Below are 15,296 nucleotides of genomic sequence, written 5' to 3'. Positions count from 1 at the left end.
CGCGCGATGGTTCTTGCCCGACGATATGCGAACTTTGAGCCATCGCGCTCGCGACGGCAAGCTCGCGACTGCCATCCTGAACACATGGAGCGAACTAAACCCGTGTCGTAGCCATTTCAAAATGCAGGTGGACGTCAAGCCAGGAATCCTACAGGCGGGTGGTTTTCCGTTGGAATGGCCTGCAATGGCGCTTGGCGAGGTGTTCTTGAAACCTCGACCATGCTCTTCGCAACGTGCCCGAATGCAGGCTGAAGAACCATGGGTGGCTGCGTCAAAACAGTCCCGGGTTGCTGATGGCAGCATTTGCTTTATCGATGCCATCCGGGAGCTTGCCGCGATCTCGGCCATCTTACCCTTGAGCGCGTCGCTAAATGCTTGGAAGGCCGCAGTCCCCAGCAGCACTTCGATGCTGCCGCTGATTATTGATTCGTCTAGCAGGCGGACGGACTGAGGCGAATAACTATCAGCACATGAACCAGAAGCTCTTCGTCTTTCTGGACGAGCTTATGCCATAATACATCTCTGAGAGTTAAGCATCCGGCAAGGTTCCGTTACAAGGGCCTCGCAACAGGCCCGCCTGCCCTGCGAACTGCTGGCCGCGCGACACCACTTGGTGCGAAATTGTGGCTCAGCATGGTGAAAGGCTACAGATACCTGGCTCGGATGGAAACCTTGACAGAGTCGAGCAGCACCGCCGCCAGGACAAGAGCGCCCTGGATCATTTGCGTGTACTGCGGCGGCATGCCGAGAAGATTGATTGCTGTTCGGATGGAACTCAGCAGCAGGACACCGGCAAAGACGCCCGACAAACGCCCAACCCCTCCCTTGAGGCTGACGCCGCCAATGACAACCGCGGCGAAGGCCTCGAACAGCATGCCGATGCCGAGATTTGCAGTGGCCCCGGCGGACCGAGCAGCAAGCAGCCAACCGGCAAAGGCAGCAAGCATCCCGCAGATCACAAAACTCCAAACGGCGATGCGCCCCGTGTTGATGCCTGCCCGGAACGGCGCTACCGCATTGCCGCCGTAGAGATACACATATCTGCCGAACGGTGTTTTGGAGAGAATGAAGGTAAAGACCAGGAAGATGCCGATGGTGATCCAGGCCAGCGCGGGAATTCCGAGCAAATGAGCCGTTGCGATCAGACGCAGTTCCGCCGGCATTCCGAAGATTCCCCTGCCGCCGCTGAACGCAACGACCGATCCGCGAAGAAAGATGTAGGTGGCCAAAGTCGCAATGAATGCGTTGATCCCGAATTTGAGCACGATCATGGAATTGAAGAGGCCAATACACGCGCCAAGCACGAGCGCCATCACAAGCGTTGCGGGAACAACGAGCCAGGGCAGACCAAAGAAACCTTCAGTTCCGGACGCGGCGCCTATCGCTGCTGTTAGCATGGCGGAAAGCGCCATGGTGGATTCGATGGATAGATCCATTTGTCCTGCGATGATGGCGATCGACAGACCGACGGCCAATATGCCAACGAAGGTGGATTGCTCCAAAATATTGAGGAAAATGCCCGTCTGTGCATATCCTGGAATCAACAGACAGAACGCCGCCAACAGGGCGAGCAAGATCAGCCACACGGCGTGCTGCAGGACGACCTCGAGTAAACGATGGTTGCGCACCCTTGGCGGGAATGCCTCCAGTGTCTTGGCAGTGTCCATTTCATTCCTCTGATCTTCGTATGGGCGCAACCCGGTGGCCCCGGTCGAGGGCCACCGGCAGTAGCAGTCACTTCACCGGTTCGACTTTTTGCGGCGGCAACTTCAGATTTGCCCAATGGAGCGGATCGTCGACATTTTCTTTGGTTACCAAGGCGCCCGGTATTTTCAGGTTCGGACCCCATGCCTCGTCCGTTAGCACAGACTTGAGCCCCAAGACTTCGTATTCGCCCGCCTTGAGCGGCTCGCCCCGGATGATCTTGTCGAGGAACATGGCTACACCATAGGCTTGTGCGAACATCGGCGCTCCCACGGCAACCTGCTGCCACCCGGCGCGTATCTGAGCCAGGCCGCCGATGTCGCCGTCGGCGTCGAGCATCAGGATGTCGCCTGGCTTCTTGCCGGCCGCCTGCAATATGGCAACGACCGCCGAAGCCAGGTATCCCGAGTGATAGAAGATGAGATCGACATCAGGATTTGTCTGAAGGTAGTCTTGCGCGATGTTGGCAGCGTTGGTCGGCTCCCACTGCATGGCCGCCTTGGTTTCTATCTTCACATCGGGATAGGCAGCCATGATTTCGTCGAAGGCACCCTTGACGCTGACCGAATAGGAATCCCCGGGATCGCCGGTGATTTGCAGGACCTTGCCTTTCACCGCCCCTTTGCGCTCTGTCAGCAGGCGAATGGTCTGCTTGGCGGCGTCATGGCCAATCTCGATCGTGCCAGCCACGGAGGTGAGCGCGAGTTTGGCGGAGGTAATGGGCCGGTCGAACGCAATGACCGGGATTCCCGCCGCCTGTGCGCGCTCGACGCCGGGAACCACTGCGTCGAAGTCCACGGCGGCAATCACCATGGCTTTCGGCTTTAGATTGATGACGTTGTCAATCTGGTTCAGTTGTACGTCAGATTTATTGGTGGCATCGAGCGTCGTCACCTTGTAACCGATCTGGTCAAGGAAATGCGCCATCACCTTGGCTGACTCTGGATAGAAGGGGCCTCCCGAGTCAGGGATAAGATAGTATATCTCGCCCTTGTCCTGAGCTGTGGCGAATACCGGTGCAAGTATCAAAAATAATACAGACATCAGTATAGACACGGCGGATTTCAGCATGTTCACTCCTCCCGGTTAATATTGTCAGTTATGGGAACTTGCTTTGGGCTTTGTCCCGGTTATGATCCGGACGATTTCCTCAGGCGAGGTATCGACGGTGTTCACGTCGCCCACGACCGATCCCTGCCGCATGACCACCATGCGGTCCGCGATTTCGAATGCATGAGACATGTTGTGGGTGACGATGATGACTGCGATGCCCTTGCTACGGACATCGCGGATTGTGTCGAGGCTGCGCCGAACCTGTTCGACGCCAAGGGCGGCGAACGGCTCATCAAGAACGACAAGCTTGCCGCCCCAATGGACAAAACGGTTGAGTTCGATGGCCTGTCGCTGACCGCCGGATAGGTGTTCCGCATTCATCTTGACCGAGGGAATCCGCGTGCCGGCCTGCCGGAGGACACTCTCGGTGACCTGACGCATCTCCGCTTCCTGAAGGATCGGAATACCGAGAACACGGCGGACGATTTCACGACCCATGAAGAAGTTCGCGACAACGTCGACGTTCATGCAGATGGAAAGGTCTTGATAGACCGTTTCAATGCCGAGTTGCTTCGCGTCCTGCGGGGAATTCAGGTGCCTATCCGCACCATCGAACAGGTAGCGGCCGCTTGTCGGCTGCAAGCCTCCCGAAATAATCTTCACCAAGGTGGATTTGCCGGCGCCATTGTCGCCCAGCAGCGCAACGACCTCTCCCCTGCGCACGGAAAGATCAACGTGCTCGATGGCGGTTACAGCCCCAAAGGTCTTCGAAATTCCCTGAAGCCGCAACAATTCTCGATCCATGGGCCAATCTCGTTGTCTGCGTTTTGCAAGATGATATATCATCTTTAAGTTTTGGTCCATTGGCAAGAGAAAAATCGCCTCCATTCTTTGCCTTAAAGCGGTCCTTACAACTCCATCCTACCGATCACTCGACGGTACTCGGCTATGCTGAGGATCCAGGGCGAAGGGCCCCGACATTAGGGAGTCTCGGCTCTTCGAGCCGCACTTTATAACAAACGAGGGGTGCCGATTGCCCACAGAGCGCATGATATATCACGTTAGCGTTTCGGACCGACCATATCGATGACTTCCACGACACGCGATCCTCAGCGCAGGCACTTGAGGCCAGACTGCCGGAACTATCGGGTTCGTGGAAATCAGGCGATCCTAACTTAACACCGCGTTGGAAAGCCGGCAGCAGGCCAGATTTCGGCCCAGTCGTGCACAGCTCATCGAAGTGTAGGGAACGCAACAGGGCATAATCACGCCGTCACCGGATCGCCGTGATTTCGTCTGGACTCGGCCCATCGTAAGGAGAGCTAGGCCATGTTGTTCCCCGCCAGGGCCTTCGGAGAGGTGCTCTTCTTCAGCGCGCGGCAGCTCGCACGGCTTCTTCAGCCACGGCTTTGACCGCGGCCCAATCCGAGGCTTCAATCAATTGTTTAGGCGCCATGTACATGCCGCCCGCGGCAAAGACGTTCGGCTGGCTGAGAACCTCGCGAATTGTTTCGTTTGAGATTCCGCCCGTCGGGCAAAAGCTGACATCGGGGAACAAGGGAGCGAGGTGCTGAAGCCATCGCAAGCCGCCGTTGAGATCCGATGGGAAGCATTTTAGCTCGGAGTAGCCATGCTCCCGCGCCACAAGCACTTCAGTCGGGGTTGTAGCGCCCGGCAAGAACGGGAGCCCGACCTCATCTGCGGCGTTGGCAAGTGAGGGCGAAAACGCAGGGCTGACAAAAAAGCGCGCTCCTGCATCACGCGCCGCTGCAAATTGCTCCGGCCGCGTCAATGTCCCTGCTCCTACGATGGCTTCCTTCGCGCGCGCCGCCATCGTTTCGATGACCGCGAGCGCACATGGGCTTCTGAGCGTCACCTCGATGGTCTTGATGCCCGCCTCTTCGAGAGCGTCGAGGAGGGGCACGGCATGACTTAGCTGTTCGACATGGAGAATGGCGATCAGCCGCGACGTCTTGCTTAGCAGCTCATCGAAAGGTCGTGGCGATGAGAGTGAATTTTTGGGCGATAAGGCTTGCATCAGGGAGTCCTTGAGTTGTCACCGGAGCGCTTCGGCACGCCGGCGAAGCGAAGATAGAGTCGAAAACCTTAGGCTGCAGCGGCGGAGAAGTTGTCCTTGAAACGGAAGGTGTAATAGTGGACGTAGCGCTCGCGACACTTCTCCAGCATCTCGCTTTCGGACATCCCTGCTGCAAATCGATCCAGAGCCATTGGCGACAGATCGAGTTCGGTGCGGCCATTGACGATAAGTTCCGCCAGCTGCTCGCCCAGAGCTGGCGCAATCGACAGACCGCCGACATTGCAGCCACCCAGAACGTATAGACCTTTTGCACCGGGCGCCTCTCCCAGGATATGATGACCGTCGGTGGTCATCGTGGGAAGACCGCCTCGATGCTCCTGAAGCTTGAGGTCTTGCTGGAAGATCGGCAACTGGTCCTTAACCGTTTCGGTGAGCCGCTTCAGAACTGACAGATCGAGCTCAAGATCCTCAATCCGAAACGATGGCGACATCTGCGAGACATCGACCGGTTTAGGGTCCTTCTCGTAGCCGCCGAACATGAGCCCACCTTTATCGGGCCGCACATAGACATTGGCATCGATGATGCGCGTGATCGGTTGAGTTGTCTCCACCCCCTCGATCGGAGCGGTGATCATCAGCTGGTGGCGCATGGCAACAACCGGTACGTTGCTGCCGGCAAAGGATGCTACCAGGCTCAACCAACCACCGGCGGCGTCGACAATGGTTTTCGCAGCAAGATCGCCTCGATCGGTAACGACACGGCTGACGGCACCGTTCTCCACGACGATCTCAGACACATGGGTGTGAGGAAGGAGCACTGCCCCCAATCTCTTCGCGCCGTTGGCATACCCGCGGGGGACTTGCACCGGCTCAAGAAAAATGTCTTGGCGCATATAAGCAACGGCTACGATGCCCTTCGTCGCCAGAAATGGGTTCAGTTCGTGCGCGTGATCCGGCGAGATCATATCGACGTCGAGGCCGAGAGTCTTGGCCAGGGCAAGTCGCTCCTGCAGCATCGCAGCATGTTCCGGAAACCGGGCCACTGACATGCTCCCAGGCTGGAAATATTCAATTTCCTCGCCAGTCTCCTCGGCAAAGCGCCTTATCTTATCGATAGCGCGCATTGCGAGCTTCGTCATCACTTCGGTCTGTCGAACCTGCCCGCTCAAACCAGCGGCGCGGGCGGATGTCTGGGACGCGATTTCTGCCCGGTCCAGCAGCGCTACGCTTTTCCCCGCCTTCGCGAGATGAAATGCCGTACTGGCGCCAAGGGCTCCTGATCCGATGACAATTGCGTCAAATTTTTCCATGACTGAGCATCCTTTCTTCCACTGGGCCTATGCTGAGGCGAGCCTCAAGGATGCGAACAAAATAAGATAACGGGAGGGCCATCAGCAGGTACATGAGTCCGACCGCAACATAGATTTGCAGCGGCATAAAATACTCGCTTGTGAGATCGCGAGCTTGCAGCATCATTTCGGGAGCCGAAATCAACGAAGCGACGGACGTATCCTTCAGCAAGGAGATGCTAAAATTTCCCATCGGAGGAAGAACGACCCTGAAAGCTTGCGGTAAAACAACGTGCCGCAGGACCTGGACAGGACGCATTCCAATCATTTGTGCAGCTTCGCGCTGCCCGGGGTCGATAGCCTGAATGCCTGAGCGATAAATTTCGGACACGTAGGCGGCGCCGTTCAGCCCCAGCCCGAGAATCGCCGCGTCAATCGCATGCAGGGTCAGCCCGAATGATGGCAGCCCGAAGTAGATGACGAACAGCAAAGTCAGGGACGGCATGCCTCTGATGATCTCGACATAAGTCTGTGCGATTAAGCGCAAATAGGAATAGCGTGAGAGCCTAGCCAAGGCGATTGGCAGCGCGAGAACAGCGGCAAGCAGGAAAGACAGTCCCATCAGTCGCAGTGTCCAAAGGACACCACGCATCAACTGCGGCATCCATTCGACGACGAGCGAGACAAATGCCATCACACGCTCCTCCCTTGGCTGAAGCGCCGTTCGAGACGCTGTGCAAAGCGCGACAATGGGAAGCTCATGGCGATGTAGACGGCGGCCACCAGGAAATAGATAGGTCCACTGAGATAGGTCCGCGTCACGAGATTGCGCGCATAGAAGCTCAATTCAGGTGCGGCTACGGCAGATGCTAGGGAGGTGTCCTTGAGAAGTCCAACCGCGAAATTCGCCAAAGGCGGCAAGACCACACGCATGGCCTGCGGCAGAACCACGTAGCGCAAGGCCTTCATCCGCGTCATTCCGACCATGAATGCGGCCTCTAGCTGGCCGGAGTGAACCGACTGCAGGCCCGCGCGGAAAACCTCTGTCAGATACGCTCCGCCGTTGAGACCGAAGCCGACGATAGCGACCGGGATCGGATTTAACTTGATCCCGATCTGGGCTAAACCGAAATACAAAACGAACAGTTGAGTTAGGACGGGAACTCCTCTGAATACCTCGATATAGATCCGGATGATTATCTTCGGCAGGCGAGCGGGGAAGGTCTGAATAAGCCCCAGGACCAGTCCGATAGCGACCGCGAGCACGAAGGAGCCGATCGTTATATGTATCGTCGTAACCGCTCCCCAGAGCAGAATTCCCAGGAATTCGGGAAAAAGCGGTAGTGCGCGAGCCCACTCATTCATGAGGAGGTTCCAGCCCGCAGCGCTGTCGAACGAGGTTCGCGGTTCGGGCGCAGGAGCGCTAGCGTGCGCGGATGCGCCGGTGAGGACACCAGCGTGTCGGGTGCGCCCTGATCGACGATGACGCCGTGATCCATGACGACGATGCGGTCGGCCACTTCCTCGGCAAAGGACATCTCGTGGGTGACGATCAGCATTGTCATGCCTTCTTCGGCGAGTTGGCGAATGACGTGCAGCACTTCGCCGACGAGTTCCGGGTCGAGCGCCGAGGTGGCCTCATCGAACAACATCAGCTTCGGCTTCATCGCAAGAGATCGTGCGATGGCGACCCGCTGCTGCTGCCCCCCCGAAAGATGGTCCGGATAAGCGTTGGCCTTATGGGGAAGACCAACCTTCTGGAGTAGATCACGGGCGATGGGCTCAACATCCTCGCGCTTCCGGCGCAGCACTTTGAGTGGACCAAGCATGATGTTTTCTAGTGCGGTTAAATGCGGGAAAAGGTTGAAGCGCTGGAACACCATGCCGATACCGGTGCGGATCTGGGCGATTTCCTTGTCGGACATCGGCACCTTGCGTGCGCCGACGATCTTCTCTCCGATGGACTTGCCGTCAATGGTGATCAGTCCATTTGTCGGCTTTTCGAGATAGGCAATGCATCGCAGCAGCGTGGTTTTTCCCGAACCACTCGAACCGATGATCGCGACCTTCTCGCTTGGGGCGATAGACAGATCAACTCCGTCTATCGCCTTGAAGCTCCCGAACGATTTGTGAAGATCCTTTACCACGACGAGCGGCAGATCGATTTTTGGAGCCGGGTCGGCGTCTCGCTGATCTTTGGCCGATCGATCTGCCACGGCGATCACCCGAAGAAGCTCGAGAAATCTTTCGGCGCATGCGCCCAGGGACCTAGGACGGTGCCCTTTTCGTCGCGATCGATGCCGATGCGTGGGTTGCGTTCGGGCGGGACCAGAAAGTCAGGGTTGTTCAGTCCGTACTTCGCCAGAAACTCCTTGTTCCCGCCGGTCTTCCACAGCCAGGCGATACCGGCATTAAGCGCGTCGAACAGGTCGGTATTCTCTGGGTTCATTCCCATCAAGGTCAATTGCTTAACGCCAAGAATCTTGAACTGTGGGTAGGAGGTAGTTGGAATTACCTTCAGATCCCAATCGGGGTTTTGCTGAATCATGTAGCTGATTGTCGGAGTATCAAGGAACCCGAAGTCCAAGCGGCCGGCGCGAATGTCGCGCACGCACGCGTCGGTGGTGTCGTAGAGCCTCACTTCCGCGGCGCCCGGCACCTGCTTCAATTCCGGAACGATCGTGAATCCTTGCACAGTCCCAAGGGTTCGATCCTTCATGTCCTCAAGTGTGAGCCGGTCGCCAACGGGCATGTCCTTGCGCATGAGCGTGAACTTCGGCGTGTAGTAGATCGGATCGGTAAGAAGCATTACTTCCGCGCGCTTCTGCGTCCAACCCATATTTCCCAACATAACGTCAGCTCGGCCACCGCGGACAGATTCAATCGTGGCCGACCAATCCATCAAAGCGGGCTGTGGCGTTAGGCCGAGTTTCTCGGCGATCTTTGAAATCATTTCGCCATCGGTCCCAATTATCTTGCCATCTTTGACGCTGGTCATTGGCATGTCGCCGTTCATCGCGATGGTCAACGCGCCTGGGACCACCGTTTTTACCTCTGCAGTCGCCGCGAACGCTGCGGGCAGCAAATTGGTCGCGGCGGTGACGGCGGTCGCCGCAGCGCCAACTAAAATGGATCGGCGGGTGAGGTGATGATGAAGACAGGCGTGTTCTGGCATTTTTGATGTCATCGCTGTTTCCCCTTCAAGCCGGTGCAATCCTGAGAGGCGAGGCCCGGCGCCCTCGCACGAAGCTCGGCCCTCAGCTCAAGGGCCGGGTTCAAAAGATCACTCCGCTATTCCCGCGGCGGCGAACGCTCCTCAAGTATGATATATCCAGCTCTTAGGCGGAGGTTGGACGGCACCGGTCGAAGACCTGACAGATGTATATCTGCCGCAAGATTCGGAGTTTGCAAGAGAAAAATGCCCGCCAGCGGCATTTTTTGCGACCGGCTAATAAAAAACTGCCGACGCGCACGCGCCCTGGCCGGCTTCAGGAATTCAGATGGCCTGACAATGAATCGGCATAGCAGACACCGATTTCGCGTACTTTACCATATGATATATCCAGCTCCTTGTTGGCCGAGAAGCCCCGATTGCCGTTTCAGGCTGAGAACCGAGGTTGTTCGAAAATCAGCGCGTGCGTCGCCGGGCCCCTACTACCGGCGCTGTTCGTCATGGAAGGCGTCGCGTGCGTCCTCCCTTCAACCGGTCCACGCTCCTCAACCGCGATAGCGCGTCAGCTGCAGCGCTATCACCGTCGAGCCGATGGTGAGCAAGAGGATCAGCGTGCCTATGGCGTTGACCGTTGGTGTCAGGCCCGTGCGAACCATACCCCACACCAAGGTCGGCAGAGTGTTGCCGGTACCGATGGTGAAGAAGGTGATGATGAAATCGTCGATCGACAGCGCCATGGCGATGAGCGCGGCACCGATCACCACCGGACGGATGATCGGCAGCGTCACCGTGAAGAAGGCCCGCAGCGGGCTGGCGCCGAGGTCGCGCGCGCTTTCCACCACGCGTGGGTCGAAATTGACCAGGCGCGCATGCACGATCAGGGTGACGAAAGGCTGCGCGAAGAGCACGTGGCTCAAGATGACGGTCGGCAGGCCGAGCTTAAGGTCGATGCTGACATAGAAGGACAACAATGCGACGCCGAGCACCAGTGGCGGCAGCATGACGGGCAGCGTCAGCAGGGCCATAATGATCGAGGCACGGCGGGCGGGCATCGCCGCCAGCCCCATGGCCGCCAGCGTGCCGACGATCGCCGAGACGACCGCGACGCAGGAGCCGACGATCAGGCTGTTGGCGAAGGACGGCCAGAACTGCCGGGTCACCACCATCTCCTGCCACCAGTGGACCGAAAGCTTCTCGATCGGGAAGTTGGTCAGCGAGCGCGACGTGAAGGAGAAGAAGACGAGGAGCACGATCGGCGAAAGCAGGTAGACGATGAACGCGACCGCCACAATGCCCCACACGATGTTCGAACGCACGTTCATTGGCGGCTCCACAGCGCGATGAGCAGGCGGAAGAGGTAGACCACCACTACAGCCGCAAGCAGCATCACGATCGACATTGCCGCGCCCAGCGGCCAGTTGAACTGAGCGCCGAACTGCGGCACGATCAGATTGCCGATCATCGTCAGTTTGCCGCCGACCAGAAGCGGCGTGACATAGTCACCGGCGACCATCAGGAAGACGAAGCTGAAGCCCGCGACGATGCCGCTCTGGCAGCGCGGCACGATGACCGTCGAGAGGATCGGCCAGCGGCCGGCGCCGAGGTCACGCGCAGCCTCCACCTCGCTGTCGGAAATGCCGCGCATCGACGCGTAGATGGGCAGGACCGCGAAGGGCAAGGTGAAATGCATCAGCGCGAGGACCACGGCCTGCGAACTGTAGAGCAGCGAGGTTATCGGCGAGGAGATGACCCCCATCGCCATCAGCGCGCTGTTGAGCACGCCCTCGTTGCCGAGGATCGTCTTCCAGGCATAGATCTTCATCAGATAGCCGCCGAACAACGTGATCAACACTATGAAGAGCAGTGCCTGCGCCCATTCGCCGGCGCGGAAGCGGGCGAGGAAGGAGAAGGCGAAAGCCAGTATTGTGGTGAGCAGCGCCGTTGCCATGGCGATCACGACAGTGAATGTCATCACATCCCAGTAATTGGCGAAGACATCGCGGTAGTTCGCAATCGTTGGCTTGGCGCTCAGCGCGAAATATTCAACCTGCCAGAAGCTGAGACTGACGAAGTACGCCATCGGCGCGATAAACAGCACGCAGAACACCAGCGCCGAGGGCGCGATCAGCCAATAAGTGGATATGTTTTTCATCTGCCCGCATATCAAGAGGTATGGGAGCCCTGGCCAAGGCCGGGACTCCCCGGAAACGTTACGCGGTCTTGAAGCGCTCGTAGGCCTTCATCCACTCGCTGAAGGTAGCGAAATCGCCTTCCCGCTCGAGCGGCGGCATGCCGAAGAAGCCCGCCTTCTTGCCGTAGTTGGCTACGTCGTCATATGGGTACAGAGAGCGGATGTTCGCCGGCAGCGCCGCGGCGGCATCGACGTTGACGATCGCCTGGAAAGCGACGTTGGCGAGGCGCGTTTGGCCCTCAACGCTGATGGCCCGATTGCACAGCTCATAGGCGGCGTCGAGGTTAGGCGCGTCCTTGGCGATGCAGTAATTGTCGAGCCAGGCGTTGGTGCGCTCGACCGGATAATTGTATTTCACCACCTTGCCCTTGTCGCCGCAGAACTTCACCATCGTCTCCCAACCATTAAATGTAATGGTGACGTCGCCGCGTGCGATTGCGTCGGACAGGTCGCCATAGCTCGCCGCGACGACGCGCGACTGCTTCTTCACCTCGATCAGAAAGTCGATGGAGCGCTCGAGTTGCGCCGCGTTGATCTTGGCCGGCGTCTGGGAGCCGGTCGTGACAAGGGAGCCGATCATCATATTGCCGAGCGGGTCGTCCAACATGCCGACCTTACCGGTGAACTCCGGTTTCAGCAGATCCTTCCACGAGGCCGGTGGCGTCGGGATGGCCGCCGGGTCATAGACCATCGGAGCGCCGCCCCAGGTGAACGGCACGCCATAAAGCCTGCCGTTCACGTTGAGGTTGGGATCCTTAAGAAAGATCGGCATCACCTTTTCGAGGTTCGGTAAGCGCGAGACGTCAATCTCCTGGATAAGGTCGAGCTTCGCCAAAAGCGGAATGTAGCCCATGTAGGGCGTGACGATGTCGATCTGGCCAATGCCGCCGCCCTTGAGCTTGGCGACGATCTCGTCATTGTTTCCGATATAGGTCGTGTTGAGCGTGATGCCCTTCGATTTGAGAAAGTCGTCAAAGGCCAGCGGGTCGTCGTATCCCTGCCAACCGAGGAAGGTGACGGTCGATTCGGCGCGAGCGCGCGTGGCCGGCAGTCCGATTGCACCCGCCGCCGCGGTCGCGGCGAGGACACGGTTGAAGTCGCGTCGCGTCAGCCTGGAGGCCGACAGATTTGAATTATCGCTTCCCATTTTGCTTATCCTGCCTTGTTGTTGTGTGGTCTTCCCTCGTCCCGGCTCGGCCTAGGCTCTGACGACGCGTTGCTGCTGCAGCGGCCAGCCGAGCCTCACACGTTCACCCGCTGCCGGCCGCGGCATGACCGCCGCGTCGAGGTGAACGATCACGTTCTGCCCGTCGGGCATCCCGACCGAGCATTTGATATGGTCGCCGAGATAGAGCACGTCGCTGACGGTACCTGTGATCTCGACCTCCAGTGTTTCGTCAGGCCCGAGCAGCCTCACTGCTTTTGGCCGTACCACGACGGTAACGGACCCATCCGGCCCGGCATCGGCGAAGGTCGGTCCGGCCGCGAGCGTTACCACCCCACTCTTGCGTTCGCCGGGGAGCAGATTCGCCTCGCCGATGAACGTCGCGACAAAACGGGTCGCCGGAGCGGCATAGATGCTTTCGGCGTTGCCTTCCTGATCGATGCGGCCGGCATTCATCACGGCAATGCGGTTGGCGAGCGACAGTGCCTCGCCCTGATCATGTGTGACGAAGACGAAAGTGCCGCCGAACTCCTGGTGCAGGCGACGCAGCTCGTCCTGCATAGCGTGACGCAGTTTGAGGTCGAGCGCAGCGAGCGGTTCGTCGAGGAGCAGCACCTTCGGCCGAAGGATCAGCGCACGCGCCAACGCCACGCGCTGCTGCTGCCCGCCAGACAGGGCCGTCACGGAACGGTCGGCGAAATCGGTAAGCCTGGAATGACGCAGCGCTTCCGAGACACGGTCGTCAATCTCGCCTTTCGGCTTTTTTTGCAGGCGCAGACCATAGCCGACATTCTGGCGCACGGTCATGTGCGGAAACAGCCCATAACCTTGGAAGACGGTGTTGGTCGGCCGCTGCTCCGGGCCGATACGGGTCACGTCGCGGCCGTCGATCTCGACAGTGCCGGTCGTCGGCGAGACGAAACCGCCAATAATACGCAGCAAGGTCGTCTTGCCGCATCCCGACGGCCCGAGGATGGCGACGAAATCGCGCGGGTATATATCCAGATCGAGCGGCTCGACGGCAGCGACCGCGCCGTAGTTTTTCGAGATGCCGCGCAGCCTGAGAAGCGCAGGCGATCCGGCTGCCGGCGAGGACGGGGGTTCTGTTTGGACCCGGAGCATCATTTCGTCTTTCGCCCTCCAGTTGCGGAGGCGAGCCGCTTGCGCGATCTCGACGCCAGGAAACGGATGGAAAAATCGACGTTCTCGATGGCGGTCACAGCGCCCAAGTCCCTTCTTTAAGACGCAACAAATCCGGAGCCATGTTGTCTCATTATGTGCATCTGGAAGATCGTATATCTTTCCTCACATTCAATTTTGTTGCAACAGAAAAACGTTCGTCTGCCCCTCCTTTGGCGCAAATTCGTTATGAACTCCGTGTTTGAGCCGTGGCCAGATTGAGCAACCTCGGGTCGTAAAAATCAGGATGGGACTCGGCATGTGGCTGATTGACACCAATTTTGCCTCATGCAACACACGATATATCATCCAGCGCCGAGCGCGGTGCCGGAAGGTCGAGTGTCCGGCACCACGAAACGCCCGAGGACCGGAAACGAATTAACTATCGCCGGACCAGGCCCCTGCCCGCCCCGCGCTCCCGGAAGCCCTCAGAAGGACCTTGATATGAAAGCTGTCGTCTTCGAACAGTTCGGCCAGGCGCCGACGATCCAGACCGTCGCCGATCCGAAGCCGACGCCCGAAGGGGTCGTCATCAAGGTCGAGGCGACGGGCCTTTGCCGCAGCGACTGGCATGGCTGGATGGGCCATGATGAGGGCATCACACTGCCGCATGTGCCGGGCCATGAACTGGCCGGCATCGTCGTCGCCGCCGGCAACCAGGTCACACGGTGGAAGGCCGGCGAGCGCGTCACCGTGCCGTTCGCCGTCGGCTGCGGGCGCTGCTTCGAATGCACTTCGGGCCATCACGAGATTTGCGAACACCCGAAGACGCCAGGCTTCAGTGCCTGGGGCTCGTACGCTGAATATGTTGCCATCGAGCATGCCGACACCAATCTTGTGCGCCTGCCCGAGGAGATGGAGTTCGCCACCGCAGCCAGCCTCGGCTGCCGCTTCATCACCTCGTTTCGCGCCATCGTCGACCAGGGCCGGGTGAGGCCCGGCGAATGGGTGGCGGTGCATGGCTGTGGCGGCGTCGGCCTGTCGGCGATCATGATCGCCAGCGCCATGGGCGCCAATGTCATTGCTATCGACCTGACGGATGCAAAGCTGGAGTTTGCCAAGAAGATCGGCGCGGTGGCGACGGTCAACGCCTCGACGACGCCCGATGTGGTCGAGGCGGTCCGGGAGATCACCAAGGGCGGCGCGCATATGTCGATGGATGCGCTCGGCCACTCGACGACCTCGTTCAACTCGATCGCCAATCTGCGCCGGCGCGGCCGCCACGTGCAGGTCGGGCTGATGCTGGGCGAGCATGCCAGGGCACAGGTGCCGATGGATCAGGTGATCGCCTTCGAGCTCGAAATCCTCGGCAGCCTGGGCATGCAGGCCTACCGCTATCCGGCGATCATGGCGATGATTGGCAGCGGCAAGCTGAAGCCCGAACTTCTGGTCAGCAAGAGGCTCAGCCTCGAAGAGGCTCCGGCCGCCCTGATGGCCATGGGCGGCTTCGAAGGCATCGGCATCGGCGTGGTGACCACGTTCCAGTAGCCGCCCTCAAGCCCCCC

The 15,296-nt window shown here is 59.1% G+C and carries 15 protein-coding genes; 2 read left to right on the top strand and 13 right to left on the bottom strand.

The window, feature by feature from the left end; all coding sequences use genetic code 11:
* Positions 1-13 precede the first annotated feature (13 nt).
* Positions 14-451 (top strand): hypothetical protein, encoded by a 438-nt coding sequence (locus AC1D2G_RS15875; protein WP_477415170.1) that lies wholly within the window; start codon positions 14-16, stop codon positions 449-451.
* 193 nt (positions 452-644) lie between these two features.
* Here the strand turns inward: AC1D2G_RS15875 and AC1D2G_RS15870 are convergent, their stop codons facing one another.
* From AC1D2G_RS15870 to AC1D2G_RS15810, 13 genes are all read right to left on the bottom strand, one after another.
* On the bottom strand, positions 645-1,667 hold the full coding sequence (locus AC1D2G_RS15870; protein ID WP_477237720.1) for an ABC transporter permease: 1,023 nt from the start codon (positions 1,665-1,667) through the stop codon (positions 645-647).
* 67 nt (positions 1,668-1,734) lie between these two features.
* The gene (locus AC1D2G_RS15865) at positions 1,735-2,775 is read right to left on the bottom strand and encodes a sugar ABC transporter substrate-binding protein (protein ID WP_436260273.1); all 1,041 of its coding nucleotides are present in this window, start codon (positions 2,773-2,775) and stop codon (positions 1,735-1,737) included.
* Between the two features lie 24 nt (positions 2,776-2,799).
* Positions 2,800-3,561 (bottom strand): ATP-binding cassette domain-containing protein, encoded by a 762-nt coding sequence (locus AC1D2G_RS15860; protein ID WP_436260274.1) that lies wholly within the window; start codon positions 3,559-3,561, stop codon positions 2,800-2,802.
* A gap of 565 nt (positions 3,562-4,126) precedes the next feature.
* Complete coding sequence (gene eda / locus AC1D2G_RS15855; RefSeq protein ID WP_436260275.1) at positions 4,127-4,795, bottom strand: bifunctional 4-hydroxy-2-oxoglutarate aldolase/2-dehydro-3-deoxy-phosphogluconate aldolase; 669 nt, start codon at positions 4,793-4,795, stop codon at positions 4,127-4,129.
* Positions 4,796-4,863: 68 nt separating this feature from the next.
* The gene (locus AC1D2G_RS15850) at positions 4,864-6,105 is read right to left on the bottom strand and encodes an NAD(P)/FAD-dependent oxidoreductase (RefSeq protein ID WP_477415168.1); all 1,242 of its coding nucleotides are present in this window, start codon (positions 6,103-6,105) and stop codon (positions 4,864-4,866) included.
* Positions 6,092-6,778 carry an amino acid ABC transporter permease gene (locus AC1D2G_RS15845; protein ID WP_477415166.1) on the bottom strand — a complete coding sequence of 229 codons (687 nt, stop codon included), beginning with the start codon at positions 6,776-6,778 and terminating at the stop codon, positions 6,092-6,094. Before AC1D2G_RS15845 ends, AC1D2G_RS15850 begins: the two co-directional genes overlap by 14 nt.
* A complete protein-coding gene (locus tag AC1D2G_RS15840) occupies positions 6,778-7,449 on the bottom strand; it encodes an amino acid ABC transporter permease (protein WP_436260278.1) in 672 nt (223 codons plus the stop codon). The genes AC1D2G_RS15845 and AC1D2G_RS15840 overlap by 1 nt, the downstream gene beginning before the upstream one ends.
* The gene (locus AC1D2G_RS15835; RefSeq protein WP_477415588.1) at positions 7,446-8,249 is read right to left on the bottom strand and encodes an amino acid ABC transporter ATP-binding protein; all 804 of its coding nucleotides are present in this window, start codon (positions 8,247-8,249) and stop codon (positions 7,446-7,448) included. Before AC1D2G_RS15835 ends, AC1D2G_RS15840 begins: the two co-directional genes overlap by 4 nt.
* 56 nt (positions 8,250-8,305) lie before the next feature.
* The gene (locus tag AC1D2G_RS15830; RefSeq protein ID WP_436260279.1) at positions 8,306-9,271 is read right to left on the bottom strand and encodes a substrate-binding periplasmic protein; all 966 of its coding nucleotides are present in this window, start codon (positions 9,269-9,271) and stop codon (positions 8,306-8,308) included.
* Positions 9,272-9,801: 530 nt separating this feature from the next.
* Positions 9,802-10,578, bottom strand: coding sequence for an ABC transporter permease (locus AC1D2G_RS15825; RefSeq protein ID WP_436260281.1), 777 nt, complete (start codon positions 10,576-10,578; stop codon positions 9,802-9,804).
* On the bottom strand, positions 10,575-11,408 hold the full coding sequence (locus tag AC1D2G_RS15820; RefSeq protein ID WP_477415164.1) for an ABC transporter permease: 834 nt from the start codon (positions 11,406-11,408) through the stop codon (positions 10,575-10,577). Before AC1D2G_RS15820 ends, AC1D2G_RS15825 begins: the two co-directional genes overlap by 4 nt.
* 58 nt (positions 11,409-11,466) lie before the next feature.
* On the bottom strand, positions 11,467-12,594 hold the full coding sequence (locus AC1D2G_RS15815) for an ABC transporter substrate-binding protein (RefSeq protein WP_436260283.1): 1,128 nt from the start codon (positions 12,592-12,594) through the stop codon (positions 11,467-11,469).
* 51 nt (positions 12,595-12,645) lie between these two features.
* On the bottom strand, positions 12,646-13,737 hold the full coding sequence (locus AC1D2G_RS15810) for an ABC transporter ATP-binding protein (protein WP_436260284.1): 1,092 nt from the start codon (positions 13,735-13,737) through the stop codon (positions 12,646-12,648).
* A 498-nt stretch (positions 13,738-14,235) separates the two neighbouring features.
* On the opposite strand from AC1D2G_RS15810, the gene AC1D2G_RS15805 reads away from it, so the two are divergent.
* The gene (locus AC1D2G_RS15805; protein ID WP_436260294.1) at positions 14,236-15,279 is read left to right on the top strand and encodes a zinc-dependent alcohol dehydrogenase family protein; all 1,044 of its coding nucleotides are present in this window, start codon (positions 14,236-14,238) and stop codon (positions 15,277-15,279) included.
* Positions 15,280-15,296: the final 17 nt, after the last annotated feature.

Source organism: Mesorhizobium sp. P2_C7 (genome assembly GCF_056404515.1).
Note: the sequence above shows the minus strand (reverse complement) of the source record. Positions and strands in the feature narration are given on the sequence as shown.

Bases quoted from the DNA above. Each gene is read 5' to 3' on its own strand.
- AC1D2G_RS15870 (WP_477237720.1), bottom strand. From the start codon at position 1,667: ATGGACACTGCCAAGACACTGGAGGCATTCCCGCCAAGGGTGCGCAAC.
- AC1D2G_RS15865 (WP_436260273.1), bottom strand. From the start codon at position 2,775: ATGCTGAAATCCGCCGTGTCTATACTGATGTCTGTATTATTTTTGATA.
- AC1D2G_RS15860 (WP_436260274.1), bottom strand. From the start codon at position 3,561: ATGGATCGAGAATTGTTGCGGCTTCAGGGAATTTCGAAGACCTTTGGG.
- eda (WP_436260275.1), bottom strand. From the start codon at position 4,795: ATGCAAGCCTTATCGCCCAAAAATTCACTCTCATCGCCACGACCTTTC.
- AC1D2G_RS15850 (WP_477415168.1), bottom strand. From the start codon at position 6,105: ATGGAAAAATTTGACGCAATTGTCATCGGATCAGGAGCCCTTGGCGCC.
- AC1D2G_RS15845 (WP_477415166.1), bottom strand. From the start codon at position 6,778: ATGGCATTTGTCTCGCTCGTCGTCGAATGGATGCCGCAGTTGATGCGT.
- AC1D2G_RS15840 (WP_436260278.1), bottom strand. From the start codon at position 7,449: ATGAATGAGTGGGCTCGCGCACTACCGCTTTTTCCCGAATTCCTGGGA.
- AC1D2G_RS15830 (WP_436260279.1), bottom strand. From the start codon at position 9,271: ATGACATCAAAAATGCCAGAACACGCCTGTCTTCATCATCACCTCACC.
- AC1D2G_RS15825 (WP_436260281.1), bottom strand. From the start codon at position 10,578: ATGAACGTGCGTTCGAACATCGTGTGGGGCATTGTGGCGGTCGCGTTC.
- AC1D2G_RS15820 (WP_477415164.1), bottom strand. From the start codon at position 11,408: ATGAAAAACATATCCACTTATTGGCTGATCGCGCCCTCGGCGCTGGTG.
- AC1D2G_RS15815 (WP_436260283.1), bottom strand. From the start codon at position 12,594: ATGGGAAGCGATAATTCAAATCTGTCGGCCTCCAGGCTGACGCGACGC.
- AC1D2G_RS15810 (WP_436260284.1), bottom strand. From the start codon at position 13,737: ATGATGCTCCGGGTCCAAACAGAACCCCCGTCCTCGCCGGCAGCCGGA.
- AC1D2G_RS15805 (WP_436260294.1), top strand. From the start codon at position 14,236: ATGAAAGCTGTCGTCTTCGAACAGTTCGGCCAGGCGCCGACGATCCAG.